31 protein-coding genes and 1 pseudogene are annotated in these 26,197 nt (G+C 68.3%); 10 read left to right on the top strand and 22 right to left on the bottom strand.

The window, feature by feature from the left end:
• Positions 1-29: 29 nt before the first annotated feature.
• On the bottom strand, positions 30-224 hold the full coding sequence (gene rpmI / locus MKCMC460_RS14085) for a 50S ribosomal protein L35 (RefSeq protein WP_236975179.1): 195 nt from the start codon (positions 222-224) through the stop codon (positions 30-32).
• Between the two features lie 53 nt (positions 225-277).
• Positions 278-865: a translation initiation factor IF-3 gene (infC, locus tag MKCMC460_RS14080; protein WP_236984166.1), complete on the bottom strand. Its 588-nt coding sequence runs from the start codon at positions 863-865 to the stop codon at positions 278-280.
• A gap of 371 nt (positions 866-1,236) precedes the next feature.
• Here infC and lysX point away from each other — a divergent pair, with 371 nt between their 5' ends.
• From lysX to MKCMC460_RS14055, 5 genes are all read left to right on the top strand, one after another.
• Positions 1,237-4,572, top strand: a complete 3,336-nt coding sequence (lysX, locus tag MKCMC460_RS14075; protein WP_255730576.1) for a bifunctional lysylphosphatidylglycerol synthetase/lysine--tRNA ligase LysX — start codon at positions 1,237-1,239, stop codon at positions 4,570-4,572.
• 109 nt (positions 4,573-4,681) lie between these two features.
• A complete protein-coding gene (locus MKCMC460_RS14070; RefSeq protein ID WP_236975181.1) occupies positions 4,682-4,918 on the top strand; it encodes a hypothetical protein in 237 nt (78 codons plus the stop codon).
• A complete protein-coding gene (locus tag MKCMC460_RS14065; RefSeq protein WP_238305892.1) occupies positions 4,911-6,701 on the top strand; it encodes a serine/threonine-protein kinase PknH/PknJ in 1,791 nt (596 codons plus the stop codon). Before MKCMC460_RS14070 ends, MKCMC460_RS14065 begins: the two co-directional genes overlap by 8 nt.
• 20 nt (positions 6,702-6,721) lie before the next feature.
• The gene (locus tag MKCMC460_RS14060) at positions 6,722-7,915 is read left to right on the top strand and encodes a winged helix DNA-binding domain-containing protein (RefSeq protein WP_238305890.1); all 1,194 of its coding nucleotides are present in this window, start codon (positions 6,722-6,724) and stop codon (positions 7,913-7,915) included.
• 34 nt (positions 7,916-7,949) lie between these two features.
• Complete coding sequence (locus tag MKCMC460_RS14055) at positions 7,950-8,843, top strand: DMT family transporter (protein ID WP_236975185.1); 894 nt, start codon at positions 7,950-7,952, stop codon at positions 8,841-8,843.
• A 25-nt stretch (positions 8,844-8,868) separates the two neighbouring features.
• Here the strand turns inward: MKCMC460_RS14055 and MKCMC460_RS14050 are convergent, their stop codons facing one another.
• From MKCMC460_RS14050 to uvrA, 5 genes are all read right to left on the bottom strand, one after another.
• Positions 8,869-9,249: a YbaB/EbfC family nucleoid-associated protein gene (locus MKCMC460_RS14050; protein WP_238305888.1), complete on the bottom strand. Its 381-nt coding sequence runs from the start codon at positions 9,247-9,249 to the stop codon at positions 8,869-8,871.
• Entirely contained in the window at positions 9,246-9,719 is a 474-nt protein-coding gene (locus tag MKCMC460_RS14045) for an LppA family lipoprotein (protein WP_236975194.1), read from the bottom strand. The genes MKCMC460_RS14050 and MKCMC460_RS14045 overlap by 4 nt, the downstream gene beginning before the upstream one ends.
• A gap of 91 nt (positions 9,720-9,810) precedes the next feature.
• Positions 9,811-11,697 carry an alpha/beta hydrolase gene (locus MKCMC460_RS14040; protein ID WP_238305886.1) on the bottom strand — a complete coding sequence of 629 codons (1,887 nt, stop codon included), beginning with the start codon at positions 11,695-11,697 and terminating at the stop codon, positions 9,811-9,813.
• Between the two features lie 6 nt (positions 11,698-11,703).
• A complete protein-coding gene (locus MKCMC460_RS14035) occupies positions 11,704-11,994 on the bottom strand; it encodes a hypothetical protein (protein ID WP_236975198.1) in 291 nt (96 codons plus the stop codon).
• Positions 11,995-12,026: 32 nt separating this feature from the next.
• Entirely contained in the window at positions 12,027-14,939 is a 2,913-nt protein-coding gene (gene uvrA, locus MKCMC460_RS14030) for an excinuclease ABC subunit UvrA (RefSeq protein ID WP_236975211.1), read from the bottom strand.
• A 142-nt stretch (positions 14,940-15,081) separates the two neighbouring features.
• Here uvrA and MKCMC460_RS14025 point away from each other — a divergent pair, with 142 nt between their 5' ends.
• From MKCMC460_RS14025 to MKCMC460_RS14015, 3 genes are all read left to right on the top strand, one after another.
• Entirely contained in the window at positions 15,082-15,759 is a 678-nt protein-coding gene (locus MKCMC460_RS14025; protein ID WP_236975213.1) for an MBL fold metallo-hydrolase, read from the top strand.
• Positions 15,760-15,907: 148 nt separating this feature from the next.
• Positions 15,908-16,225: a hypothetical protein gene (locus tag MKCMC460_RS14020; protein WP_236975215.1), complete on the top strand. Its 318-nt coding sequence runs from the start codon at positions 15,908-15,910 to the stop codon at positions 16,223-16,225.
• Positions 16,222-17,253, top strand: coding sequence for a tyrosine-type recombinase/integrase (locus MKCMC460_RS14015; RefSeq protein WP_236975217.1), 1,032 nt, complete (start codon positions 16,222-16,224; stop codon positions 17,251-17,253). The genes MKCMC460_RS14020 and MKCMC460_RS14015 overlap by 4 nt, the downstream gene beginning before the upstream one ends.
• On the opposite strand, the gene MKCMC460_RS14010 is transcribed toward MKCMC460_RS14015, so the two are convergent.
• Complete coding sequence (locus MKCMC460_RS14010; RefSeq protein WP_236975218.1) at positions 17,248-17,787, bottom strand: hypothetical protein; 540 nt, start codon at positions 17,785-17,787, stop codon at positions 17,248-17,250. The genes MKCMC460_RS14015 and MKCMC460_RS14010 overlap by 6 nt on opposite strands.
• Positions 17,788-17,909: 122 nt before the next feature.
• Between MKCMC460_RS14010 and MKCMC460_RS14005 the strand changes: the two genes are divergently transcribed.
• Positions 17,910-18,182, top strand: a complete 273-nt coding sequence (locus MKCMC460_RS14005; protein WP_236975221.1) for a hypothetical protein — start codon at positions 17,910-17,912, stop codon at positions 18,180-18,182.
• Here MKCMC460_RS14005 and MKCMC460_RS14000 read toward each other — a convergent pair.
• The 13 genes from MKCMC460_RS14000 to MKCMC460_RS13945 all read right to left on the bottom strand — a co-directional run bounded on the left by MKCMC460_RS14000 (position 18,179) and on the right by MKCMC460_RS13945 (position 25,430).
• Positions 18,179-18,724 (bottom strand): hypothetical protein, encoded by a 546-nt coding sequence (locus MKCMC460_RS14000; RefSeq protein WP_236975223.1) that lies wholly within the window; start codon positions 18,722-18,724, stop codon positions 18,179-18,181. The genes MKCMC460_RS14005 and MKCMC460_RS14000 overlap by 4 nt on opposite strands.
• Positions 18,721-18,972, bottom strand: coding sequence for a hypothetical protein (locus MKCMC460_RS13995; RefSeq protein WP_236975227.1), 252 nt, complete (start codon positions 18,970-18,972; stop codon positions 18,721-18,723). The genes MKCMC460_RS14000 and MKCMC460_RS13995 overlap by 4 nt, the downstream gene beginning before the upstream one ends.
• 14 nt (positions 18,973-18,986) lie before the next feature.
• Complete coding sequence (locus MKCMC460_RS13990; RefSeq protein WP_236975229.1) at positions 18,987-20,117, bottom strand: phage major capsid protein; 1,131 nt, start codon at positions 20,115-20,117, stop codon at positions 18,987-18,989.
• Positions 20,118-20,428: 311 nt separating this feature from the next.
• Positions 20,429-20,707, bottom strand: coding sequence for a hypothetical protein (locus MKCMC460_RS13985; RefSeq protein ID WP_236975231.1), 279 nt, complete (start codon positions 20,705-20,707; stop codon positions 20,429-20,431).
• A gap of 17 nt (positions 20,708-20,724) precedes the next feature.
• A complete protein-coding gene (locus MKCMC460_RS13980) occupies positions 20,725-21,216 on the bottom strand; it encodes a phage terminase small subunit P27 family (RefSeq protein ID WP_236975233.1) in 492 nt (163 codons plus the stop codon).
• A 258-nt stretch (positions 21,217-21,474) separates the two neighbouring features.
• A complete protein-coding gene (locus tag MKCMC460_RS13975) occupies positions 21,475-21,687 on the bottom strand; it encodes a hypothetical protein (RefSeq protein WP_236975241.1) in 213 nt (70 codons plus the stop codon).
• A complete protein-coding gene (locus MKCMC460_RS13970) occupies positions 21,684-21,860 on the bottom strand; it encodes a hypothetical protein (RefSeq protein WP_236975243.1) in 177 nt (58 codons plus the stop codon). The genes MKCMC460_RS13975 and MKCMC460_RS13970 overlap by 4 nt, the downstream gene beginning before the upstream one ends.
• Positions 21,857-21,979, bottom strand: coding sequence for a hypothetical protein (locus MKCMC460_RS31400; protein WP_255730577.1), 123 nt, complete (start codon positions 21,977-21,979; stop codon positions 21,857-21,859). The genes MKCMC460_RS13970 and MKCMC460_RS31400 overlap by 4 nt, the downstream gene beginning before the upstream one ends.
• Positions 21,976-22,944, bottom strand: a complete 969-nt coding sequence (locus MKCMC460_RS13965; protein ID WP_236975245.1) for a hypothetical protein — start codon at positions 22,942-22,944, stop codon at positions 21,976-21,978. The genes MKCMC460_RS31400 and MKCMC460_RS13965 overlap by 4 nt, the downstream gene beginning before the upstream one ends.
• Positions 22,945-22,964: 20 nt before the next feature.
• Positions 22,965-23,303, bottom strand: a complete 339-nt coding sequence (locus MKCMC460_RS13960) for a hypothetical protein (protein ID WP_236975247.1) — start codon at positions 23,301-23,303, stop codon at positions 22,965-22,967.
• Positions 23,300-23,515: a hypothetical protein gene (locus MKCMC460_RS13955; protein WP_236975249.1), complete on the bottom strand. Its 216-nt coding sequence runs from the start codon at positions 23,513-23,515 to the stop codon at positions 23,300-23,302. The genes MKCMC460_RS13960 and MKCMC460_RS13955 overlap by 4 nt, the downstream gene beginning before the upstream one ends.
• Before the next feature lie 128 nt (positions 23,516-23,643).
• Positions 23,644-23,997, bottom strand: coding sequence for a hypothetical protein (locus tag MKCMC460_RS13950; RefSeq protein ID WP_236975251.1), 354 nt, complete (start codon positions 23,995-23,997; stop codon positions 23,644-23,646).
• The gene (locus tag MKCMC460_RS13945) at positions 23,994-25,430 is read right to left on the bottom strand and encodes a recombinase family protein (RefSeq protein ID WP_236975254.1); all 1,437 of its coding nucleotides are present in this window, start codon (positions 25,428-25,430) and stop codon (positions 23,994-23,996) included. The genes MKCMC460_RS13950 and MKCMC460_RS13945 overlap by 4 nt, the downstream gene beginning before the upstream one ends.
• A 15-nt stretch (positions 25,431-25,445) precedes the next feature.
• Here MKCMC460_RS13945 and MKCMC460_RS13940 point away from each other — a divergent pair.
• Positions 25,446-25,631: pseudogene (locus MKCMC460_RS13940) on the top strand (MBL fold metallo-hydrolase); the annotation flags it as partial.
• Positions 25,632-25,636: 5 nt separating this feature from the next.
• On the opposite strand, the gene MKCMC460_RS13935 reads toward MKCMC460_RS13940, so the two are convergent.
• A complete protein-coding gene (locus tag MKCMC460_RS13935) occupies positions 25,637-26,077 on the bottom strand; it encodes a universal stress protein (RefSeq protein WP_236975256.1) in 441 nt (146 codons plus the stop codon).
• Positions 26,078-26,197: the final 120 nt, after the last annotated feature.

The following is a 26,197-nucleotide window of genomic DNA, read 5'->3' as shown; positions in this document are numbered from 1 at the left end:
TCGGTCAAGGGGTGGGGTGCGAACGCCGGTCAGCCGTTGAGCAGCGACTTGACCCGCTTGGTGTCGTTGGCCGCGACGACCGTGCGACCGTCCAGCCGCCGGGTGCGCTTAGTGGCCTTGTGCTCGAGCAAGTGCCGGCGGTTTGCTTTCTGCCGGACGATCTTGCCGGTTCCGGTGCGCCGGAACCGCTTCGAGGCCCCGCTGTGAGTCTTGGCCTTGGGCATGTTCCCTCGATTTCTTCAGGTTCGTGGTTCTTGTTCTTGGTTCTTGCAGACGATCAGTTCGCCGACGGGTTGTCCTCAGGCGGCTTGGCCGCGGTCTCGCCCTCGTTCCGCGCCTTGGCGCGAGTCTTCGCGCCGCGGTGGGGTGCCAGCACCATCGTCATGTTGCGCCCGTCCTGCTTGGCCGACGTCTCGACGAACCCGTACTCGGCCACGTCGGAGCCCAGACGCTGCAACAATCGGTAACCCAGTTCGGGCCGCGACTGCTCGCGTCCGCGGAACATGATGGTGACCTTGACCTTGGAACCCGCTTCGAGGAAGCGGACCACGTGGCCCTTCTTCGTCTCGTAGTCGTGGTCGTCGATCTTGGGTCGCAGCTTCTGTTCCTTGACGACGGTCTGCTGCTGGTTCTTGCGCGATTCGCGCGCCTTCTGCGCCGCCTCGTACTTGTACTTGCCGTAGTCCATGATCTTGCAGACCGGCGGTCGGGCGTTGGGAGCAACTTCGACAAGGTCGAGATCGGCGTCCGCGGCTACGCGGAGTGCGTCTTCGATACGCACGATGCCGACCTGCTCTCCCCCGGGGCCGATCAATCGAACTTCAGGCACGCGAATGCGCTCGTTGACGCGGGTCTCAGTGCTGATGGGGCCTCCCTCGTTGGCTTGGGTTTCAGTGCGGTCCAGTCCTGGACAGCCGGAAACAGCGGTGGGGACACACCAACCATCAGCAAAAAAGCCCTGCAGAAGCAGGGCCCAATGCCGACCGATCACGGCTTGGACAGCTCCAGCCGCCTGCGTCAAGCGCAGACCAGGCACCGTAGATGCCTGTGACCGGACCGAATAGCCTGTACGGCTTCCGGTGGGAGTGGGACTCCACTTAACGTTCCCTGGCGTTCGCCGGGATGGTCGCAGCGGTAAGTCTAACAGCAATTACACTTCGGCTCGGCAACGCGCCCATTTGCGGACGGGCCGCAACACCAGGAATTTCGTAGATTTAGGGCATATCCTCGCCGTCTGTGACACTCATCAAGCCTCGCTCGGTGCGCCGGCCGTCATCCCGGTACCACTGGCTGCCCGCGGTGGCCGGCTGGACCGTCGGCGTCATCGCAACCGTGTCGCTGCTGGCCAGTCTGTCGCCGCTGATCCGCTGGCTCATCCACGAGCCGCGCGAATTCATCAACAGCTACCTGTTCAACTTCCCGGACACCAGCTTCGCCTGGTCGTTCGTGCTCGCGTTGCTGGCCGCGGCGCTCACCGCGCGCAAACGCATCGCCTGGGTGGTGCTGCTGGGCAACATGGTGGTCTCCGCGGGCATCAACGCCGCCGACATCGCCGCGGGCGGCAACACCCCCGCCGAGGCGTTCGGCGAGAACCTCGGCTTCGCTTTTCACATCGTGGCCACTGTCCTGCTGGTGCTGGGCTACCGGGAATTCTGGGCCAAGGTGCGCCGCGGCGCATTGTTCCGGGCGGCCGCGGTGCTGGTGGTCGGCGGGGCGATCGGAATCCTCGCGTCGTGGGCCCTGGTGGAGATGTTTCCCGGCACGCTGGCGCCCCAGGACCGGCTGCCCTACGTCGCCAACCGGGTGATCGGATTCGGCCTGATCGACTCCGACGTGTTCACCGGGCGCCCGCATGTCTTCCTGAACGCGATATTCGGACTGTTCGGCGCGTTCGCCCTGATCGCCGCCGCGATCGTGCTGTTTTTGTCCCAGCGCGCGGACAACGCACTGACCGGCGAGGACGAATCCGCGATCCGCGGGCTCGTCGAGCTGTACGGCAAGAACGACTCGCTGGCGTACTTCGCCACGCGGCGGGACAAGTCAGTGATCTTCGCCCCCAGCGGGCGCGCCGCCATCACCTACCGGGTGGAAGTCGGCGTCTGCCTGGCCAGCGGCGACCCCGTCGGTGACCCCAAAGCGTGGCCGCAGGCCATCGACGCGTGGCTGCAGCTGTGCCAGACATACGGCTGGGCGCCCGGCGTGATGGGCGCCAGTTCCCAAGGCGCCCAGGTGTTCCGCGAGGCCGGACTCAACGCTCTGGTGCTGGGCGACGAGGCCATTCTGCGGCCGGCCGAATACAAGCTGTCCGGGCCCGAGATGCGCGGCGTGCGTCAGGCGGTCACCCGGGCCCGGCGCGCGGGGTTGACGGTGCGCATCCGGCGGCACCGCGACATCTCCCCCGACGAGATGGCGAAAACCGTCGAGCGGGCGGACGCCTGGCGCGACACCGAAACCGAACGCGGCTTCTCGATGGCGCTGGGCCGGCTGGGCGATCCCGCCGACGCCGACTGCCTGCTGGTCGAGGCGGTCAACCCGGGCGGCGAGGTGGTTGCGATGCTGTCCCTGGTGCCCTGGGGCGCCACCGGCGTTTCGCTGGACCTGATGCGCCGATCACGGGAGTCACCCAACGGCACCATCGAGCTGATGGTCAGCGAGCTGACGCTGCACGCCGAAAGTCTGGGCATCAGCCGAATCTCGTTGAATTTCGCCGTTTTCCGCTCGGCATTCGAGCAGGGCGAGCAGCTCGGCGCGGGACCGGTAGCGCGGTTGTGGCGTGGCCTGCTGGTGTTCTTCTCGCGGTGGTGGCAGCTGGAAACCCTCTACCGCTCCAACGCCAAGTATCAACCCGAATGGGTGCCCCGTTACGCCTGCTACGAGGACGCCCGGATGATCCCGCGGGTCGGCGTCGCCTCGGTGATCGCCGAGGGCTTCCTAGTGCTGCCGTTCAGTCGGCGCGACAAGGTGCACACCGGTCATCACCCCGCCGTGCCGGAGCCGCTGGTGGCGACCGGCTTGTTGCACCCTGACGGCACCGCACCGGACGTCAGCGGACTGCAAGATGCCGAGATCCCCGAACACGACGAGTCGGGCCGCCGCCAGCCCGAGCAGGTGCGGGTGCGGCTGGCGAAGCTGAAGAAGCTGCGCGACAACGGCATTGACGCCTATCCGGTCGGCCAACCGCCCAGTCACACGGTGACCGAGGCACTGCAGGCCGCCGACGACGCCGATGTGGTGGTGTCCGGGCGCATTCTGCGGGTCCGCAACTACGGCGGCGTGCTGTTCGCCCAGCTGCGCGACTGGTCCGGGGAAATGCAAGTGCTACTGGACAATTCACGTTTGCGGCACGGCCGCGCCGCTGACTTCAACGCCGCGATCGACCTCGGTGACCTGGTGGAGACGACCGGGCACATGGGCTTCAGCGACAAGGGCACCCGATCGCTGATCGTGAGCGATTGGCGGTTGATCGGCAAGTGCCTGCGGCCGCTGCCGAACAAGTGGAAAGGGCTCACCGACCCCGAGGCCCGGGTGCGGACCCGCTATGTCGACCTGGCCGTCAACACCGAGTCCCGCGACCTGATCACCGCCCGCAGCGCCGTACTGCGGTCGATCCGGGAAACGTTGTTCGGCAAGGGATTCATCGAGGTCGAGACCCCGATGCTGCAGCAGGTGCACGGTGGGGCGACCGCCCGGCCGTTCGTGACCCACATCAACGCCTACTCCATGGACCTGTACCTGCGCATCGCCCCGGAGCTGTACCTCAAACGGCTCTGTGTGGGAGGCGTGGAGCGGGTTTTCGAGGTCGGCCGGGCCTTCCGCAACGAGGGCGTCGACTTCAGCCACAACCCCGAGTTCACCCTGCTGGAGGCATATCAGGCGCACGCCGACTACAAGGTGTGGATCGACGGCTGCCGCGAACTGATCCAGAACGCCGCCCAGGCCGCCAACGGCGCACAGACCGCGATGCGGCCCAGGACTCAGGATGATTCGGTTAGCCACAGCGGCCGTCTGGAACCGGTCGACATCTCCGGGGTCTGGCCGGTCAAGACCGTCCATGACGCGGTTTCCGAAGCCCTGGGCGAGCAGATCGATCCCGACACCGGCCTGGCCCGACTGCGTAAGCTGTCCGACGCCGCCCGCATCCCCTACCGCGCCTACTGGGACGCCGGCGCGGTGGTGCTGGAACTCTACGAGCACCTGGTCGAGGCGCGCACCGAACAGCCCACCTTCTACATCGACTTCCCCACCTCGGTGTCGCCGCTGACCAGGCCGCACCGCAGCAGGCGCGGCGTCGCCGAGCGCTGGGACCTGGTGGCGTGGGGCGTCGAACTGGGCACCGCCTACAGCGAACTCACCGATCCGGTGGAACAGCGGCGCCGTCTCGAGGAGCAGTCGCTGCTGGCCGCCGGCGGCGACCCGGAGGCCATGCAACTCGACGAGGACTTCCTGCAGGCGATGGAATACGCGATGCCGCCCACCGGCGGGCTGGGCATGGGCGTCGACCGGGTGGTGATGCTGATCACCGGGCGCAGCATCCGCGAGACGCTGCCCTTCCCGCTGGCCAAGCCGCACTGACCCCACGCGTGGCCGCGACACTTCCCGGCCGCCCGGGAGCTGACTTCGGTGCGTCGGCACCCGATGGTGCGTTATTTCGGCCGTCGGCAGCCCAAGTAACGTGACGAGCATGCCCGAACAGCCGAGCGCTCCTGTCCCCGACCCCGGCTATGACAGCGCCGGGGTGCCCACGTTCGATTCGGTGCGCGAGAAGATCGAATCGCGCTACGGCGCCGCACTGGGGGCCGAGGAACTGGCGGCGGAGACGACCGAAGGCCGGTCCGTCGAAGAGGATTACCAGCAGCGTCAGCGGGCGGCCGCCGAGCGCCTGGCGCAGATCCGGGAGTCGATGCACACCGATGAGTGACACGTCGCCAACCTCGCGGACCGGCCGTCAGTTCGGCCCGTACCGGCTGGGCCGACTGCTGGGCCGTGGTGGGATGGGTGAGGTCTACGAAGCCCACGACACGGTCAAGGACCGCACCGTCGCGCTGAAGTTGATGTCTCAGGAACTGAACTCCGACGACACCTTCCGGCGCCGCATGCAGCGCGAAGCGCACACCGCCGGGCGTCTGCAGGAACCCCACATCGTGCCGATCCACGACTTCGGGGAAATCGACGGCCAGTTGTACATCGACATGCGCTTCATAGAGGGCGAGGACCTCGGGTCGCTGCTGGCGCGCACCGGCGCGCTTCCCCCCCCGCGAGCCGTCGCGATCATCACCCAGGTGGCCGCCGCGCTGGACGCCGCCCACCGCGCCGGTGTCATCCACCGCGACATCAAGCCGGAGAACATCCTGATCACCGGTGATGACTTCGCCTACCTGGTCGACTTCGGCATCGCTGCGGCGGCAACGGACCAACAACTGACCAAAACCGGCACCGCGGTGGGCAGCTGGCGGTACATGGCGCCCGAGCGGTTCGCCGACGACGAGACCACCTACCGATCCGACATCTACGGGCTGGCGTGCGTGCTGTACGAGAGTCTCACCGGGTCACCGCCCTACCAGACGCAGAACTTGAGCGCACTGATGGCGGCGCACATGATGCAGCCCGTCCCGCGGCCCAGCCAGGCGCGCCACGATATCCCGGCGGCGTTCGACAGGGTGATCGACCGCGGCATGGCCAAGAATCCGGCGGACCGGTTCTCGACGGCCGGTGAGCTGGCCCGGGCAGCCAGAGAGGCGCTCAGCGCGCCCGACCGGGATCGGGCGGCCACCATCATCGAGCACACCCAGCATCCCGGCCCGCCGCCGCCGCTCCCGGCGCCCAGCGGGCCGGTCACCCAACCGCACTGGACGCCACCGGTGTCGCATCCGACGTACGCGGCACCGCCGCCGCAGGGACCCGCGCACCCGGCGCCGCAGTGGCGGCCGGCCCCGGCACCACGCCGCAACCGGTGGTTGTTGCCGGCCGCGGCGCTGGTAGTGGTGGTGCTCCTGGCCGGCGCCGGCATCTGGTTGATCAGCGGCAGCCGCGGCGGCGGTGGACGAAACGAGGCAAGCAGCACCGCCACCTCGCCCGCCGCGGGCAGTGCGGCCGTCACCACCACCGCCGCGCCGTCGGCGGCGCCGCTGGTAACCGCGGCGCAACTCGGGTCGCTGCTGCTCACCGAGCAGGAGGTCAACACCAGCGTCGGGACTACCGGCATCCTTCTGGACCACAACGTCTCGGAGATGAAGGACCCGGGCCCGGAGAACTCGTTGTCCGACGAACGCTGCCTGGGCGCCCTCATCGGTTTCCAGACGCGGACGTATAAGAGCAGCGGCTACACCGGGATGTCGGCGCAGCTGTTGCAGAAGCCGAACGCCAATCCCGGCTATGTGGTGGTCCAGGGATCGGCGGTTTTCGCCTCCGCCCGGCAGGCGGCCGATTTCGTTGCCGCACAGGCGGAGTCGTGGCAGTACTGCGCCGGAAAGTCGGTGACCCAGGTCAACAGCGGCAAGACGTCGGAATGGACGTTCGGGCAACTCAGCGGCAACCCGCCCAATATTGCGCTGACCCGCACGCTGGCCGACAGCCCGGTGATCTGCCAGCACGTGCTGAGTGCGGTGTCCAACGTGGTGTTCGACGTCAACGTCTGCGCGCCCGGGGTCATCAACCAGGCTCGGCTGATCGCCAACAAGATGGCCACGAAACTACCCAAGTGACCCCCGGGAACCATTGAGCCGTGCGCAAATTCAGCATCGCGGAACGCCGAAACCGGCTGGCGCGCAGGCACTTCCTGTCGGCACGGGGTTCGGCGACCCGCGTCACCGCCGGACTGCTCGGCCTGCACGCCACCGACCCGGCCACGCCGTACCTGTCGCTGTGGGCCCGCTGCCCCGACTTCACCGTCGCCGACCTGGACCGGTTGCTCTACCAAAGACGTTCTGCCATAAAACATCTGGCGATGCGGCGGACATTGTGGCTGGTGAACACCGACGACTTTCCGCTGGTTCAGTCGGCGGCCAGCGCCGCCGTCGCCGACAACGAGCGGCGCCGCCTGATCGGCGACCTGCACAAGGCCGGCGTGACTGACGACGGCGACGGGTGGCTGAATCAGGCCGGCGCGGCCGTGCTGCGTCACCTCGGCGAGCACGGTCCGGCGAACACGTCCGAACTGCGGGCGGCACTGCCGGAGCTGGCCGGAACCTACGATCCCGCCCCCGGAAAACCTTGGGGCGGTTCAACTCCGGTGGCCCCCCGGGTGTTGACCGTGCTGGCCGCAAGCGGTGCGGTGGTGCGCGGCCCCAACGACGGGTCCTGGACGACGTCACGACCACGGTGGGTGCCGGCCCGGGACTGGTTGGACCAGGCCGGCGCACCACCGCCCGAGGGTACGGCGCGCGCCGAACTGGTCCGGCGTTGGCTGCACACCTTCGGGCCGGCCAGTGTCACCGACATCAAGTGGTGGTTCGGCACCACTTTGACCGCCACCCGAGTGGCGCTGGCCGCGATCGGGGCGGTGGAAGTGGACATGCACGGCAATCCCGGTTACGCGCTGGCCGAAGACCTGGGCACCGAGGCCGACGCGCCGCCGTGGGCCGCGCTGCTCCCGGCGCTGGACCCCACCACGATGGGATGGTCGGAACGCGACTGGTATCTCGGCGAACATCGCGACCAGATTTTCGACCGCAACGGAAACGCCGGTCCCACCGCGTGGTGGAACGGGCAGGTGGTAGGCGGCTGGTGCCAGGAAACAGAGCCCGGCCAACCCGGGCGGGTCCGGCTGCAGTTGCTGGAAGACCCGGGCGCGGACGGGCGCCGCGCACTGCAGCAGCGGGCCGACGAGCTCACCGCCTGGCTGGACGGGGCGCGAATCAGCCCGCGCTTTCCTTCGCCGCTGTCCAAGTCCGGCCGCGGGCCGCTGGCACCGGCCTGAGTCAGGTACGAGCGCAAGGGGTATGTAGCGGGTCATGCATTGGCTGGGTACGCACCTTGCGGCAATCGGATCGGCGGCGGCGGCGTCGCTGTTTCTGGCTTTGGGCATTGTGGTGCGTCAGGCCGCTCTGCAGCGTCCGACCGTCAGCGACAAACCGCTACCGGCAGCCGCCGCGGCGGTGCTTCGCGACGGGCTGTGGTGGGCGGGGACGGCGTCGGCCGTAGCCGGCTACGCATTTCAGGCGCTCGCACTCGCCCACGGGTCGCTGATGCTGGTGCAACCGCTGCTGGTGTCCTCGCTGCTGTTCGTGCTGCCCATGAGTGCCTGGCGGACCGGCAAGCGGGTAACCGGGCCCGAGTGGGCGTGGGCGACGTTACTGACCGCCGCGCTGGCGGTTTTCGTACTGGTCGGGCGGCCGAGGGAAGGACACTATCGCCCCACGGCGCCGGCCTGGGCGCTCGCCTGCGCCGCGACGGTGCCGGTGGTGGTGCTGTGCGTGTGGGTGGCACGTCGCACCACGGGCAGGGTTCGTGCGACGTCCCTGGGGGTGGCGGTGGCCGTCGGACTCGGGATGATCGCCCTGCTGACCAAGACGTGTACACACCTGGTCGGGGTGGGCGGCTGGCCCGCCCTGCTCTCCGCTCCCGCGCCCTATCTGCTGGTAACGCTGGCCGTGGCCGTTACCGCGTTGCAGCAGTGGGCTTTCCAGGCGGGCGCCTTGCAGGCGTCGGTGCCGGTCATGCTGGTCGGCGAGCCGGTCGTGGCGGTGGCGCTGGGCGTCGTGGTGCTGGGCGAGCAGTTGACGGCCCACGGCGTCGGGGCGGTGATCCTGCCGGCCGCCATCGCGACGATGGCGGCAGCGACCGTCGCACTCGGTCGCGGCGAAGGCGCCCAGACCGAGGAAGCGGCTCTGCAGCGCGTGCACTGACACTGGGCGACAAAGACTTTCGCCTTCAGCGATCCCGCCAACCGCGTCGGGCCTGTTCTTCGTAGTAGGCTTCGTCGTCTTGCTCACGCTGGGCACGCTCGGCGTCCAGCCGAGCCGAGTTCGCCTCGACGAAGGTCGACATCGCCTCGAACCGCGGGTCGGACCGCACCTCGCTCATGGCGTCCTCGACCCTGACCTGTACGTCAGCCACCGCGGCGCGGTAGGCGGCGATGATCGCGTCTTCGTCGGGTACGTTCACCGACAGCAGCCGGTTTTCGGCGTCCACGACCACGTGGATGCCGTCGGCCGTCCCGACACCGCGGGCCTGCTCGAGGGCGCGCTGAGCGCGCTGCACCTTGAGCCCGAGCTCTTCGAAGTCGTTGTCCGCCAACCCCGTCGGCCTCACTTCTTGTCGTTGGGAAGCCGGCAGCCGGTGTATCCGGCGATCACCAGGTTGCCGCCGTAGGACACTTTGATGGACAGCCCGGTGGGACCGGAGAACCAGACGTCGTGATCCCTGGGCTGGTCCTTCATCACCTGGACGTCGGTGGCGTCCAGCTTGGCGGCCGAGTCCTTGGCCGCCGCGACGATCGCGGCCCAGTCCGGCTCGGAAACAGCGACGTTCTCCGCGACGCGTTGCGGCAGAAAGAAACTCTGGCCAGCGGTTTGCTCGTACGGTCGCTGGCAGTTGTCGCTGCTGCCCTGGTCCAGGGTTTCCCACCGGATCGAGGGAATTCTCGCGCTGGCCGCCGCGGCTATCGCGTCCATCGCGGACTGCAGTTGGGTCTTGGTGTCTTCCAAGGACGGCAGGGCTTTCAGCTGCTGCAGGGCGTGTGCGGCATCGCTGGACGGGGTGGGCGGATAGGGCTGTTCCACGTGGCATCCTGTCGTCGCTAGCAGAACCGCAAGTGTCGCCGCGCAGCGAACGGCCGTGCGGATCGGTGCGGTGGGCTTTCTCATCTGGTCGTCAGTCTCCGCGGATCGCATGGTCACCCAGGCCGGCGACGACGGCGGCGATGTTGTAGCCCGTGGTGCGCGGCAGGTTGTTGCCACCCTGGCGAGGATAATCACTGTGCCCGTGCGCGCCTTCCAGGTTGAGGCTTCCGCCGTGTCCGTCGGGTATGGCGACCGGACCGGTGGCCAGCCGGGTGAATTCGGGGTTGGTGGCGGGGTTGGGTCCGAAATGACCGGCTCCGGAGGCATCCAACGCGGTCAGGCCGCCCTCGGCGATCACGTTCAGCGGAAACGGCAGGAACGGGGCGCCGGCATGGACCAGCGGCGGTGCGTCGTAGGTGTATTGGATGGGGTCGTCCGGGGTTTCCATGGCGAATACGTGCCCGGGCTGCAGATGTAGTTGCTGTGGGGTGCTGGCTTCGATGCCCGGCGAACCGTAGAACAGGGCGTCGCTGACCCCGTGATTGCCGGGTTCCTGCAGGGCCAGGCCGGTGGTCAACGACCCGTAGGAGTGGCCGATGGCGGTCAGATGCGCTGGCCCCCCGTCATGGGCGGCCGTGATCCCGTCGTAGAAGCCGGCCAGCTGGTGCGCCCCGGCGCGGGCAAGGGTGTCGTGGCTGACGTCCCAACCGCCGGCCAGCGATCTGCCGAGGTCGTCGGTTCCGGGGACCTGCGGCGCGTCGTAGCCGATCCAGGCGATCGCCGATACGGTGTCGTGGGCGTGCCCCGGGGTGGTGCGCAGCTGTCGCAGCGCTTCTTCCCGGACGTGCGTCGCTTCCGAGGCCATCCCGTCGATTGCCCCGTGCACGGTGGTGTTGAGCCCGGGCGCGGTGACTGAGACGTGGGTGGCGGTGTCCGGGTCGCCGATCGCGACGGCAGCGTGCGCCTGTCGACCGGTCTGGGTGTCCAGCAGCAACAGCTTGCGGTCGGGTTTGCCGCCGACGGCCTTGTCGACGGCCTGCAGATCCGGCAGGGTTCTCGTGCCGGCCAGGGCGGCGTCGTAGCGCCGCTGCCACTGCTCGTAGGCCACGCGGTCGTCGAAAATCGCACCCGGTTCGTTGGGTGAGGGAATGTTGTGTCCCGCCGCCCAATCCGGGTGCTGCGCGCGCAGCTCCTCGACCTGTGCCGCGGCGGAGCGGGCCCGGCTCAGTTCGTCGGCCAGGGTTTCACGGTTGTAGTAGTCACGGTCGACCGCGGGCAAGCCGTTGCGATTCCCGATGTAGTGGTCGTGGCGGTAGAGGGCGTCCTTCTCCGCGGGCGAAAGTCCCGCCCAGAAATCGTGCAGCTGTTTGGGGTCGGTGGGCAGCTGGGCGTGGCCGTCGATGATGGCCTGCACCTGCGGGCGCACCGCCGGCCCGTCGGGGTGCTGTGCGTAACCGGTCAGCTCCTGCAGTCCGGTGGAGATCGCTTGCGCCGCTTGGGTTTCCGCATCCCCGAATTGAGTCAGCAGATTCTTCACGCGCGTCTGGAAATCGGCAGCCTGGCCGTCGAGCTGCCCCTGCAGCAGGTAGGCCAGCAAGTCCCCCGATCGTGCGCCCGGCACTTGCGGCGCCTTGACGTTGCCCGCGTCGTCCACGGTCATCCCGGCGGCCGGGATGTCGCCGTCGACTATTCGCAGCAACGTGTTCCGGTATCCGCTCAGTTGGGCGCCGTAAGTGTTGAAGGTGTCGGCCAGCGTCACCACGGCGGAGCCGATGTGGTTGGCGGCCAGCCGCTGTGACGTCGCGCGCACCGAAGCGGCGCCGGCTGCCGCACCCTTCCAGGTGTTCATCGCGGCGTCGACGTCGCGTTCGGCCTGCTCGACGCGCGAGGTGAAAGTGTTGCCCTGTGCGCTCAGATCCTCGGCGAACGCCGTCATCGTCTCGGGCTGGCAACCACGCACGTGGCTGATGGTGGTCACCGCGACTCAGCGGCCGTCGCTGTACAGGCGTCGTTGGGCCGCGAACGCCTGATCGAGTTCCTCGTAGGTGGCGGCGGCGTTGGTCGACGCCTCGGCCATTCGGCGCACGCACTTTCCGACCACGCCGAATGCCTTGACCACCCCGTCGCCGACCTGATCGGCGGCGATCTGGACCGGTGAGCCCGGCATCGCCACCGCGACGGTGAGTTTGCACCCTGCGATCGCATCCGCATGCCCGGCCAGGGTGGCGCCGAGCCGGTGCAGGTTGTCCAGATCGACCTGCAGCAACTCGTCCACGTCGCAGAGACTACCGCCGCGGCGCGGCGAAATTACGCGCTGACTTTGCGTCGCTTGCTGGCGGTCCGCTTGGGGCCGGTGCTCGCCGGGCCGAGCACCTCGGCCAGGAACTTGCCGGTGTAGCTCTCCGGCACCGCGGCGACGTCTTCCGGAGTGCCTTGCGCCACAACGGTTCCGCCGCCGGCACCACCCTCAGGACCCATGTCGACGATCCAGTCGGAGGTCTTGATCACGTCCAGATTGTGCTCGATGACGATCACCGTGTTGCCCTTGTCGACCAGGCCGCTGATGACGTTGAGCAACTTGCGGATGTCGTCGAAGTGCAGGCCGGTGGTGGGCTCGTCGAGCACGTAGATGGTGCGCCCGGTGGATCGCTTCTGCAGTTCGGAGGCCAGCTTCACCCGCTGGGCCTCACCGCCGGACAGCGTCGGCGCGGGCTGGCCGAGTCGCACGTACCCCAGCCCGACGTCGACCAGGGTGCGCAGGTAGCGGTGGATGCCGCTGATCGGCTCGAAGAATTCGGCGGCCTCCTCGATGGACATGTCCAGCACCTCGGAGATGGTCTTGCCTTTGTAATGCACCTCGAGGGTTTCCCGGTTGTAGCGCGCGCCCTGACACACCTCGCACGGCACGTACACGTCGGGCAGGAAGTTCATCTCGATCTTGATGGTGCCGTCGCCGGTGCAGGCCTCGCACCGGCCGCCCTTGACGTTGAAGGAGAACCGGCCGGGTTGGTAGCCGCGGACTTTGGCCTCGGTGGTGGCCGCGAATAGGGTGCGGATCTTGTCGAAGACGCCGGTGTAGGTGGCCGGGTTGGAGCGGGGCGTACGCCCGATCGGCGACTGGTCCACCCGCACCAGCTTGTCCAGGTGATCCAGGCCGGTGACCCGAGTGTGCCGTCCGGGGACCTGGCGGGCGCCGTTGAGCCGGTTGGCCAGCACCGCGGCCAGGATGTCGTTGACCAGAGTGGACTTGCCCGAGCCCGACACCCCGGTCACCGAGGTCAGCACGCCCAGCGGAAACGCCACGTCGATGCCGCGCAGGTTGTGTTCGCGGGCACCGACGACGGTCAGTCGCCGCTTCGGGTCGACGGGCCGGCGCATCGCGGGCATCTCGATGCTCTCCCGGCCCGACAGGTAGGCGCCGGTGATCGACTGCTTGTTGCGCAGCAGCTCGCTGTAGGGCCCGCTGTGCACGATGTGGCCGCCGTGCTCGCCGGCGCCCGGCCCGATGTCGACGATCCAGTCGGCGTGCTCGATGGTGTCCTCGTCGTGCTCGACGACGATCAGCGTGTTACCCAAATCCCTTAAGCGCGTGAGGGTTTCGATGAGGCGGCGGTTGTCGCGCTGGTGCAGGCCGATGGACGGCTCGTCGAGCACGTAGAGCACACCGACCAGACCGGAGCCGATCTGGGTGGCCAGCCGGATGCGCTGAGCTTCGCCGCCGGACAGGGTGGCCGCCGCCCGGGACAGCGACAGGTAGTCCAGCCCGACGTCGAGCAGAAAGCCCAGCCGCGACTGGATCTCCTTGAGCACCTGCCCGGCGATCGCCCGCTCGCGGTGGCCAAGTGTCAACGCGTTGAGGAAATCCGAGCAGTCCGCGATGGACAGGTCGCAGACCTCGGCGATGGACTTGGGGCCGTGCTCCCCCGCCGCCAGCGTCACCGCGAGGATCTCCGGCTTGAGCCGGGTGCCCTCACACACCGGGCACGGGATGTCCCGCATGAAGCCCTCGTAGCGTTCCTTCATCTGCTCGGATTCGGTCTGGGCCATCTTGCGCTGCAGGAACGCCAGCACGCCTTCGAATTCGGCGTAGTAGGACCGGGTGCGGCCGTACCGGTTGCGGTAGCGCACATGCACCTGCTCGTCGGCGCCCTCCAAGATCGCCTTGCGCGCCTTCGCCGGTAGTTTGCGCCAGGGGGTGTTGACGTCGAATCCCAGCGCGTCACCGAGCCCGGCCATCATCCGGGTGAAGTACTCGGCGGTGTGCCCGGCCGACCACGGCGCCACCGCGCCCTCGGCCAGCGTCAGTTCCGGGTCGGGCACCACCAGGTCGGGGTCGACCTCCTTGCGGATGCCCAGGCCGACGCATTCGGGGCAGGCGCCATAGGGCGAGTTGAACGAGAACGACCGTGGTTCGAGGTCGTCGACGGCCAGCGCGTGCCCGTTCGGGCAGGCGAGCTTCTCGGAGAACCGCTGTTCCCGCGGCCGGTCGTGCTCGTCGCGGTCGTCGGGAAACTCCAGGACCACGATGCCGTCGGCGAGGTTGAGCGCGGTCTCCACCGAGTCGGTCAGTCGCTGCTTGGCGCCGGCCTTGACGGTGAGGCGATCGACCACCACCTCGATGTCGTGTTTCTCCTGCTTCTTCAGCTTGGGCGGATCGGTCAGCGGGTGCACCACGCCGTCGACCCGAACCCTGCTGTAGCCCTGCGCGTTGAGCTTGTCGAACAGGTCGGCGAACTCGCCTTTGCGGGTGCGCACCACCGGCGCCAGCACCAGGAACCGGATGCCCTCGTCCATCGCGAGCACCTGGTCGACGATTTGCTGGGGCGTCTGGCGCGCGATCCGCTCACCACAGATCGGGCAGTGCGGCGTGCCCGCGCGGGCGTACAGCAGCCGCAGGTAGTCGTAGACCTCGGTGATGGTGCCGACCGTCGAGCGCGGGTTGCGGTTGGTCGACTTCTGGTCGATGGACACCGCCGGCGACAGGCCCTCGATGAAGTCGACGTCCGGTTTGTCCATCTGCCCCAGGAACTGGCGCGCATACGCCGACAGCGATTCCACGTAGCGGCGCTGTCCCTCGGCGAAGATCGTGTCGAAGGCCAGCGACGATTTGCCCGACCCGGATAGCCCGGTGAACACGATCAGGGCGTCGCGGGGTAGGTCAAGGTCGACGCTGCGCAGGTTGTGCTCGCGCGCGCCCTTGACGATGAGACGGTCGGCCACGCTGTCCCTTTCAGCTGAAACTCGTAGAGCCCTGCCGTGACGAACAGCTCACAGCGCAGGCCGCAATCCATGCTAGGTGCAGCCACCGACAAGCCTCGTCCGGCCGCTGCCGGCCCGCGCCTGACCAAGTAGCGTGACCAGCATGATCACTGTTTCCGACTCCTACACCGGACACGTCGACCCGGGCACCGCCGCCCAGCGCACGCTGCCCGGCGCGACGATCCTGAAGGCCTCGGTCGGCCCGATGGACAACAACGCCTACCTGGTGACCTGTTCCGCGACCGGAGACACACTGCTCATCGACGCCGCTAACGACGCCGACGCGCTGATCGACCTGATCCGCCGGCACGCCCCCAAGCTGGCGTTGATCGTGACCAGCCACCAGCACTTCGACCACTGGCAGGCCCTGGAGGCGGTCGCCGCCGCCACCGGAGCACCCACGGCGGCGCACAAGATCGACGCGGAGCCACTACCGGTCCGACCGGACCGTTTGCTGGCCAACGGCGACACGATCCAGATCGGTGAGCTCACCTTCGACGTCATCCACCTGCGCGGGCACACTCCGGGATCGGTGGCACTGGCCCTGGACGGGCCCGCTACCGGCGGCGTCACCCAGCTGTTCACCGGCGACTGCCTGTTCCCGGGCGGTCCTGGGCGTACAACACGCCCGGAAGAATTCGAGTCGCTCATCGGAGACCTGGAAACCAGAGTTTTCGACCGCTACGACGACGCCACGGTGATCTACCCCGGCCACGGCGACGACACCACACTCGGCGTCGAGCGACCGCACGTAGCGGAGTGGCGCGAACGCGGCTGGTGAAGCGCGGCACTCTCGATACTGCGCTCGCCCGAGCGCCACGTCCGTCTACGCGGCCGACTGTCCAACGCGCTACAGCCCTGTAGCGCAATGATTAAGCGTTCAAATTGCCTATTTACCAACGTAATTCGGTGCAATAGGCTCCTCGGCCATGAGCCGCGACAATGACCTGAGCAATGCTTCTTGCCCGCCGATCCCTGCCGGTGCGGTCGCCGGTGACTGGGATATCTGGCACGACATCACAGGCCGCAGCTGCCCGCAGGACTGCTACCGGCCGCTGACGTGGTCGCAGCACGACGTCGGCGAGGTCAGCGTGACTGTCGCCGGCGCGCAGTACGGCAACGGCGAACTGTTCCGGTACGTGTTGCTCCGCCCCGACACCGGCGACGCCGAACTCACGGCACCGCAGGCCCGTCGACTGGCGGCTGCGCTGCTCGATGCGGCCGACTCACTCGACGCTCTGACATGACGGCGACCGAGGCCAGTCGGGCGCGGATCGCGCGCCGCCAAGCCGCAGCGCTGCAGGTGCAGATGGCGCGGCGCGGCAATGTGTTCGAGCTGCGCGATGCCGGCGGCCCTGTGATCGCCGGCCGGTTGGAGACCATCGAGGCGTACCTGGTCGAGCGGTACCGCGGCGGCCGGCCGGGGCCGGCGCCGGCCCGCATCCCGGCGGCGTGGCGGCAACCCGTCGCCGACTACTGCCTGCACCTGGCGGCGGCAGGCCAGAGCGCGCGCACGGTCGACGCACGCCGACACGCCGTGTCGCGCATTGCCCGCGGCGTGGGCCGGCCACCCGCTGAGGTGACCGGGCAGCTGCTCGTCGAATGGTTCGGCGGGCAGCAGTGGAAACCGGAGACGCGGCGGTTCTACCGGGCTGCGGCGCGTGAGTTTTTCCGCTGGGCACACCGGGCCGGCCGCGTGCCGGCCAACATCGGTGACGAGCTGCCGGCGGTGCGGATACCGCCGGCGGTGCCGCGGCCGGTGCCTGATGATGCCTGGCAGCAAGCCATTTCGGCCGCGGATGCGCGTGTCACGTTGATGATGCGGCTCGCGGCCGAGGCCGGCCTGCGGCGCGCCGAGGTCGCCCAGGTCCACACCAGCGACCTGGTCGACGGCGTCGGCGGGCCGCAGCTCGTCGTACACGGCAAGGGCGGCAAGACCAGGGTCGTGCCGATCAGCGACTCGCTGGCCGCGGTGCTGCGGGCCGGTGCCGCCGGCCACACCCCGTATCTGCCGGCCGTCGGTTGGCTGTTCCCGGCGTGGCCGGCCGGCGGGCACCTCACGGCCGAGCACGTCGGCAAGCTGGTCGCCGACGCGTTGCCGGCCGGCTGGTCGATGCACAAGCTGCGGCACCGCTTCGCCACCCGCGCCTATCGCGGCAGCCGTAACCTGCGCGCCGTCCAGGTGCTCCTCGGCCACACCTCGATAGCCACCACCGAGCGGTACACCGCCGTCGACGACGACGAGATACGCGCTGCGGCGCTTGCCGCGCTATAGCTTCGGCGGCCTTGTGCCTCGCCACTGTTGCGGCGGCTGATCGGACAGGTCGTCGCGACGGTGCCACGTCACATCTATCCGGTCGGCTTCACCGCCGAACGGGGCAATCATGAACCGCGCGGAGCTGCGGCCGTCGACACGGTCGAACACGGGATCACCTGCAACGCCCCCACCTGAAATCTTTACGCCAAACTTGGCGGTGTCGGTGACATTCCAGAGGTCGTACTGGTCACCTTGTGCGTGCCTCAACTCCCAGGGAACGCCCTCGGCGCGCTCAGCATGTTCTTCAGCCATCCGGTTCTGCGCCTCGAGGGCCTCGGCCGACCGCTGGGCCGCCGCTGCGGCCTGGCGCTGCCAGGCCGCAGCTTCTTCGGCCGCCTTGGTTGCTCGTGCGGCGTTCTGTTCGGCTTTGGCCTCGTGAAGTTGCGCCGCGTCCTTTGCTTTTGTGGCGCGTCTGGCCTGAATCACTGCCACCGCGGCCGAGATGGCCGGTGCTACCAAAGCGGCCAGCGCGATCCAAGTCGGCACCTGCACGTTGCAGAGCGTAGTGCGCGGCACCGACACACGTAGCGCGTTAGCCGCACATTTGTGTGGACACGCTGAGTCCCGCTGTCGCGCTCTTGGTCCGCGTGGCGAGCGACGGGATACTGGTCAGCGTGAGTGAGTCGGGTGGAACCCAGGCAGCGGAACGCTGGCTTGATCAGATGGACGCTGACGACCCGACGATTCGGGTGTACGACGTCCAGGCCATCAGTGCGGCAGCCGGCCAGCTGCGCGACGCGGTCGCGGATGCGTTGGCCCGCGGCGTGCCGGCCCACGTGATCAGCCTGTCGATGGAGCTGCTCGAAGATGACCTCAGCGTGCTGTTGCGGACAGGCGAGACGATTCCCGCGCGGCAGCTGCGGGACGAGCTGGGCCTCGGCGACTAGGCCGGCGCAGTTCCTCCCAGCGCGAGAGCGCAGGCGATGACCTGGTCGGCCAGGACGGCCCGCTGGGCCGGTGTGGCGGTGTAGATGCGGGCGGCCAGACCGAGCAGCTCGGCCGCCGGCTCAGCGCCGCCGCCAACGGTCGGCGGCCCGGTGGGCAGCGTGAACACCCCGCCGAGCACCTCGCGCACCAGCTGGCCGGCGTCGTCGATGGTGTCGGTATATTCCAGCTTCGCCTCACGCAGAACACGTTGCGCGACAAGGGTTCTCACGTATTCTCCGAGCGGGGTCGTTGACCACATGCCGCGGATGCGGAGGTTGTTCTTGCGGTCGAGCAGCGGCGTTCCTTCGCCGACGACCTGGCTTTCGCCGTGCCGTACAACGGTGATTGGCACCCGCTCGGGGAACGGTTGCCGCCACTGGCTCGGCCCGAGGATCACCCCGCCGGGCTCGCGGTGGCCGCCGGCGATGATGATGTCGAACGCGGCCTCGCCGCGCAGCTGCCTGCAGACGCCGCGGCGCGTCGCGCTGGCCGGCGCGGTCACTCGTCGACAGGGGCGCCGTCGCCGGCCGGTGGGACCGGCCTGCCGTCCTCGTCGACCACCGGCGTGCCCGCCTCCGACACCGCCTGAGGTACCCAGCCGGCTTTGCGCTTGCGGCCGCCGACCTCGTCGACCCATCCCGAGGCCAGCCACAGCTCCCCGACGTGGTCGGGCACCTCGGCGGTCTTGCCGGGCCGGTGGATCGCGCCGTCGTGGCAGACCTGAAACGGTTGCAGCACCTTGACTTTCACCGCAGACGCTCCTGTCAGCTCGTCGGTAGGCCGGTAATGGACAGCAGCGCCGCCGGCCGCTCGACGGCCAGCGCCAGGCGCTCCTCGCCGACGAACCGCACCAGGTTGTGCGTGAAGTCGTCGTTGGCGCTGCCGGTGCGCAGCGACAGGCCCTCACGCAGCAGGACGCGGCCGAACTTGCTGCTGTCGATGAGCAGTCCGGTGCCGGCGGCCTGCACCGTGGTGACGAGCACCTCGACACCCCACAGCGAGCTCGCGGCGCCCTGGGTGGGATCGGGTGCGACCAGGTAGCGGTTCTGGCTGTCCTTCTCGCGGCGCATCGCCGACCAGGTGAGCGGGTTGAGCACCAGCAGGTCCGGCTCAGCCAGCGCCGCCCCGGTGCGCAGCGCCGCAATGCTCATCTCCACCGCGTCCAGCGTCGTGACGCCAGTCGCGTCCGCACTGTGGTCGTGCGTCAGGATTCCCGAGGTGTGCAGCAATCCGGTGAGGTGCCCGGTCGTGCCAGCGCCGCCCAACAGCTCGGCGTTCTCGACGTCGATGATCTGCCGGAACAGCTCGGCCTGCACATAGCCGGTCCACGAGTCCCAGTCCGAAATCGCCTCGTACGTGGTGGCGGTGTGCGCGGCGATTTTCTGCGCGGTCGCGGTCATCTGCTGCGTGTTGAGCACCAGCTCGGGCTTGAGCCCGCCCTCGGCGACCACGGCCGCGGCGCCGGTCGTGCTGTTGTGCCTGATGTACTCGACCGACGGCGCGCTGATCGCCTGCACCGGCAGCCGGTCCAAAATCCGGTTCTCGTGCACCGGCCCCAAGACATTGGGCACCAGCTGCGCCGGCAGCAGCGAGTCAGGAGACGAGAACGCCTTGACTTGCAGCGACTGCCGCGACACCACGGCCTCATACAGCGCGCGCGACGACTCCTCGTCCAGGCCGAGCGGCGCCACCTGGCGTCCGGTCACCTGCTTGCCGACCACGGCGCCCTCGGCGGCTGCATAGCCGGCGTTGCGCCACTGCCGGGCACGCTGGGCGGTCGCGTCTTGGGCCGCGCGGGCCTCGGCGTCGTCCATGAACGCCGAAAACTCGGCATCGGTGATCTGCCCGGCCCGGTATGCGGCCGCCTTGGTCTTGACTTCCTCTGCGAGATTCATCGCAAGATGCCTCCGAAATATTGTGCGCGGCAACGTATTCCGCGCAGCATGAATGAGGGGTGCCCGAAACGGGCGATTTCGGCGGCGGCGACGTCGCTGAGCGGCGGTCGATCCGGTTCCGGCGGCGGTCGATTTCTCGGCGGCGGGCGAACCTTCACGGCGGCGGGTCAGCTCGGTGGCGGGCTCCTCACCGCGGGTACCCGACGGATCATCTCGGTCAGTCAGCGCCCACGGCTGCCCCCAGAATGACACGAATGAGATTTAGGGTGCAACCACCCTCGGCGGCGCGTGTTCGTCGCCGAGGGCCGCACTCAGCCCGATTCCGGCCCATCGGGATCGCCCGGCGGCGACGCATCTGCGATGGCCGCGTCCAGTTGCACCTCCACCAACTCCGCGCGCGCAATCAACCACGCAGGGCCGGTGTCGTCGACAGACCACAGTCCCACCGTCGCCACAGCCAGCCGGTACAGCGCCATCTCCTCGACCGTGTCGGCGTTCGCGCAAATAGCGGTGACCTGGTGCGCCATCGCCAACTCGTCGGAGCCAATGCCATCCTTCGCGCGCATCCGCGACACGAACTCCTCGCACAACCGGCGATCCTCGGCCCTCAATTCAGCAGCCTTTCGGGACCGAGCACGGGACGGCCCTGGCCGGCCCCGCCGGGCATGACGCCCTCGACCAGGCCGGCGCGGTCAGCCGGTGTCAACCCGAAACGAGCCGCCAGCGCCATGAGCTGCTTGAGCGCATCGTTACGCGCCGCCCAGTACACCGACTTGATCGGCTGCCCCTGGCTGCCTGCCCCGGTGTAGCCGTCCTGGCGAACCTTCGCCTCCAACGCCCGATAGTGCGCCACCGTCCGACAGAACGCCTCGAACAGCGTCAAGTCCCAGACTGCCAACACCTGCTTGTCGACCAAGTCGGGCGCCAGCTCACGCCACACCTTCGCCGCGGCGGCTCCCAGACCACGCGGCGGCTTCGTCAAGTCGACACCGTCAGCAGGTGGCGACGGAATCGGCTCGTCGCGGTTCAAGTCCCGCTCCCGACTGCCCGCCAGCAGCTTGAGCCGGTTCGGAGTGGCCTTGCGGCCAGTTCTCGCCATAATCAATACCTTTCGGTCGTTTCGGCCCGACAATCGGCCTGGAAAATCGGAATTTGTTGGGTCCACGCCCACGGGGCCTTGACAAAGCGGTCGCGTCACAGGCGTCACGGCGATTGGACCCTTCCCCGCCGGGCGGCGGGGGCCGGCGGCCGCCCGGCGCAGCGGGCGCGGGGGGCGGTCGAACAGATCGTGTCGGCCGCGGCAGCGGGCGCCGGGCAGCGCGGGGATGGGCACGCCGAGGACCAGGGCGGCGGATGGTCATGGCAGGAACCTGGCGAGGTGGCGGCCGCGGGGGGCGGCGGACTCGAGTTCGACGGGGACGACGGTGTGCACACCGATGCAGTGTGGCCCGCAGGGCGGCAGCTCGGCCGCGGCCTGGTGGGCCAGCTCGAGGCTGTCCCAGTAGGTCCACTCTGCGGTCAGTGTGCCGGTGCTCGGGTGCTCGCGGTGGCAGACCAGGACGGCGGTCATGTTGTGAGCCTTGTGAAGTGGACGATGCGGCCGCCGGGCAGCGGGCCGGTGTTACCGGCGAGGTTGTGGCAGTGCTGGCCGGGTTGGGCGTGGCACAGTTCGCAGCGGCGGCGCAGCGCGGCGGCGACCAGGGCGCTGACCGGGTTGGTGAGGTGTTCGCGTAGGTGGCTCATGGTGTCCGAATCCCGTTGAGCGAGTGCAGGTCTGCGTAGGTTCGCGGGTCGTCGGTGGCGGCGTGGTCCCATTCGGTCAGCTCGGCGACGGCGGCCCGCCATTCGGTGTCGTCGATCATCGGGTTTGTCCTTGGAGTTGGCGTGCGTAGGCGAGTTGCTCATCGGTGAGTTCGCCCTCGATTGCTGGGTGGCTGCCACCGTCGCAGTGACAGACGCGGATGACGCGGCCTGGTTTGCCGTCGTTGTTGAGCACGATTCCGCGGTCTCGGCACCTGTTGCACAAATAGCGCGGCGCGGCGGCCGGCCCTGGCGGTTGCTCCGTGTCATCCGAGTCCATCCGTGCAATCAGGCGCTCGGCGACGAGCAGGTTGCCGAGGGCCTTGGCTTCGGTCTTGCCGATTGGTGGCGGGTGCAACACGTCCCAGATTGCGCCGTATCGCTTTTCCCAGCGCGTGTAGTTGTGCCGAGCATCGCGGCATGGACCGCAGCTGAGTTCTGTGCCGGCAGGCATGTGCCTCGAGCAGTAGCGGGGCGGCTCGGCCGGAATGCTCGACAGGTCGGCGGGTACGCCGCTGATGCGCTGCAGTTGTTTGCCGGTTTGCTCGATCGCCTTGGTGGGCTCGTCGACGAGCTCGGCGTCGACGGTGGGCGCTTCTCCCCCTTCTTCTGTTACTTCTCCAAGGTCTCTATAAGTAGTGCATCTGTCGGATTCGACAGGGGGGTGTGTCGATTTCGACAGACCATCGTACGAATTCGGCACATGGTCTGCCGGATTCGTATTGTGGCAGCTCGCAGGTTTGTCGGATTCGTATTCTGTCTGGTCAGAGGCGATTTTGTAAGATCGGCGTCGGTCCTCGCGCGGCGGGTGTTCTGCGACCTCGATTGAGTTTGCTAGACGCTCCAAGGCGCGCCGAATTGCGCTGCCGCTCAATCCGACTTCGCTGCCGAATTCGGAATAGGACACGCGCCACCAACGCACGCCGGCCACCGTCACGCGCCCAGGTCCGTTGGACTCACACCGATACCGAATGTGGGCCAGCACTAAGGCTGCCGCTGCGCCGTAACGCTCGACCTCGTCCGGCATGACCCTGACGAACGGCGGTCTCACGTTGCGGCCTTCGCGGTGTGCAGCCCGCACGCCAGGCCAGGTTCCTTGACGCGCTGACGGCAGGGTTGGCCAGCCGAAGTGGGTCGCCCGCAGCGCAGACTGTCACCCCAGATGCGCTCGCGCATGGTGGCCGGCAGCCGCCCAAGCCCCTCGTGTGGCTGCGATGGGTCTCCGTGTTGCGCGCGCCCCCCGGCGAGGGCGGTCTTGCTTACCAGCCACAGCACCTCGTCGCCGGCGTTGGTCACACAGACGGCGGCCAGATAGTCGGGTGCGCCGACGTCGCACAGGCAAGCTGAGCGTTCGTAGTCGATCAGGCTGCCGGGCCGGTCGCTCACGCTGCGCCGCCGCGCAGAATCGCGGCGATGCGCTCGCGCTGCTCGGCGGTCAGCGGCGGCGCCTGGGCGACGACCCTCGCGACGTGCTCGGCCAGTTGGTGGGCACGGAGCGCCCGGCGGGCCTCGACCAGCTCCGGGTCGTCGGGCTTACGGTCGCGGGACAGCGCACCGATGCGAGCGCGATAATGTGCGGTTTCCGATGACAAAGCCATCGCCAGGGCCTCCAAGAGCGCGAGAGATTAACCCTCGCGCTGGCAAGGCTGTCACCGAGCGACATCCGGCCCTTGTTGGCGCTCACCGACGCTGTTACGGGGCGCCCGACGTACCGGTCGTTGGCGCTTCACAGGCTAGCAGCGAGATTCTTAAGACTGATGGAGGTTTGGCCGTGCGCCGCCCACGTGTCGAGGAATGCCGCTAGCGACTCGTACCTCGCGGGCGTCGTCTGGCCGTGGCATTCAAACAGCATTCGGTACCGGACGTTGCTCGCGTCGCTCGGCGTGAGCAGATCGGAGCCTGGTTCGATTTCCACTGTGCGACCGTCGATTTCGCGCAGAGCTTGCAGAGAAATGCATCGCCGCCCGTTTTCGGGTGGCACTGGCCGCCATCCCCTGGTGTCGCAGATCAGCGCCCCGAGCTCGTAAGTGCCGCGGGAGTGCACGGCGTCGTCGCAGAAAACGCGGATGCGGTCGATCATCGGTCCCACTCGAATCTGACGCTGCTGGGGTCGAAACCTGGACCGGGCCGGGTGCGGTCGATAATCACGCGCAGTCGCAGCGCCTGCAATATGGCGCGGCGCTGGGATACGGCCATCTCGTCCCATCGTTCTCGAGCTCGCGGGCCGGCCAGCGGTTGCACCGCGCTGATGTCCAGCGAGACGACGGACTCGGCGCGGCGCCGTTCGGCCTCATCGAGCTCGGGCTGCAGGCGCGCGGTGATTCGGCGTAGCTGGTCGGCGCTGATGGCGCCCTCGGCGAACGCGTCGGCCGCTTCGCTCAGACGTTGATTCAGCTCGCGGGCACGGTCGGACCACCGCCGCGCCTCCGCATCATCGCCGAGTAGCCAGTCCAGTGCGTCAGGCTGAGCCAGGCGCGCGATGACGACCTCCCTGACGACCTCGTCGACCGACGGCTCGGAGCGGCCGACGCAGCCCTTATTGCTGTCGCAGATGTACAAATCGAGCGGCTTGCCGCGCTGCCCGCGGCGCGTGACGGCACGCAGCTTCTCTCCACACACCCCGCACTCGCCTATCCCCCAGCTGAGCAGATGCCGGCGGGCGCCGGGGCGGGCGGTGCCGTTGACTCGGCGCCCGGGCTCGGTGAGCAGCGCAACGACTTTCTCGTGCTTGGCGCGGTCAACAATCGGCGGCCAGCAGCCGTCGAAACGTTCCTCATCGGGAAGGCCGCGATGGTGAACACGTTGCGCAATATTCGATTCTCGGATGGCGAGCTTCTTGACCGACGTCTTACCCCACCGCGCCGAGTTGGGCGCCGGCTCGCCGCGCTGGTTGAGCGACTCGGTGATGCCGCGGAGGGTGTCACCAGCGAGCAGACGGTCGACGACCTCACGGACAACACCGGCCTGTTGCGGGTGTTCGACCCAGGTGGCGTCAGCCCCGCGGCCCCTCTTCTGCCACCCGTAGCCGAGGTCGCTGGATGGCCGGCCTGAGCGGGCACGTCGCGCGGCCGCGGCTGTGACGCGCTCGGACTTGATTTCAGATTCCCAGGTTGCCAACGCCCCTTGAATGTCGACCCAGGAGCGGCCGGCCGCCGTTGATAGGTCGTAGTCGCCGCCCTGGGCCTCGGACACGTTGACCCTGCACGCGTGGAATGAGTCGATGAACTCGGCGCGCTCACCTCGGTTCCGGGTCATGCGGGTGAGCTGGTAGACGATGACACGGTCGATCTGCCGGTCACGCGCCAGCCGCAAAACTTTCTGGTAGCCGGGCCGTTCGGCGCCACGAAACGCGCTGATGTCGTTGTCGGTGTGCTCGGCCACGATCCGATAACCCCGTGCTGAGGCGAAGGTGCGGGCATGGTCGAGCTGGGCTGTGACGCCAACCGCCTGGCCGCTGGTGTCTTGGCTGATGCGCGCGTAGAGCGCGACGCGCTCGCCGACCGAAGTATTCACAATTAAGAGCCTACGGTATTCCCCGGCGGCGTCGGCAAGACCTGGCAACCCGGTGACTTCGAGCAGCTGCTCGACGACGTGTCCAGCCGGGTGTTCGACGTGTACGACGACGCCACCGTGATCTACCCCGGCCACGGCGACGACACCGTGCTGGGCGCCGAACGCCCACACCTGGCCGAATGGCGTGAGCGCGGCTGGTAGGCCGGCTACGTGGTGTGCACGATCAGCACGTCGACCTTCGCCTTACGCGAGACGTTGGCCGGCACCGATCCCAGCAGCCGTCCCGCGATCGTGCTCAAGCCGACGTTGCCGACCACCAGCAGGTCCGCCTTCTCCGACTCGGCCAGCTGCACCAACGCATCCACCGGGGCGCCTTCGATCGCGCGCTCCTCGACGTTCTTCGCGCCGGCGATGTGCGCCCGTTCCTTGGCCGTGTGCAGGATGTCGTAGATCGGACCGGTGCCCGTCACCTTGTAGCTCTCGCCCTTGAGGGCGTCGACCGCGCGGGCGTCCTCCTGCTGGGGCAGGTACGCCGACGCGATGATCAACTTGGCGTCGCTTCCGGCGAGTTTGGCCGCCCTCTCGACCGCGCGCAGCGACGAATCCGAGCCGTCAGTACCTACGACAACGGTTTGATAGGCGCTCATTTACCCTCCCAGGTGTCGGTTTCTCAGCCAACCCAAGACAGTATCGCGTTGCTGGACCGTGGTGGGAGAGATTTGCGGCGTGGCAGCCCTCACGGTCGTGTCCGCCGCATTGCGCAGCTC

This window comes from Mycobacterium sp. 20KCMC460 (assembly GCF_022179425.1).
GTDB classification, from domain to species: domain Bacteria; phylum Actinomycetota; class Actinomycetes; order Mycobacteriales; family Mycobacteriaceae; genus Mycobacterium; species Mycobacterium kiyosense.
The sequence above is the reverse complement of the archived record's forward strand: the minus strand, read 5'-3'. Positions and strand labels throughout refer to the sequence as shown.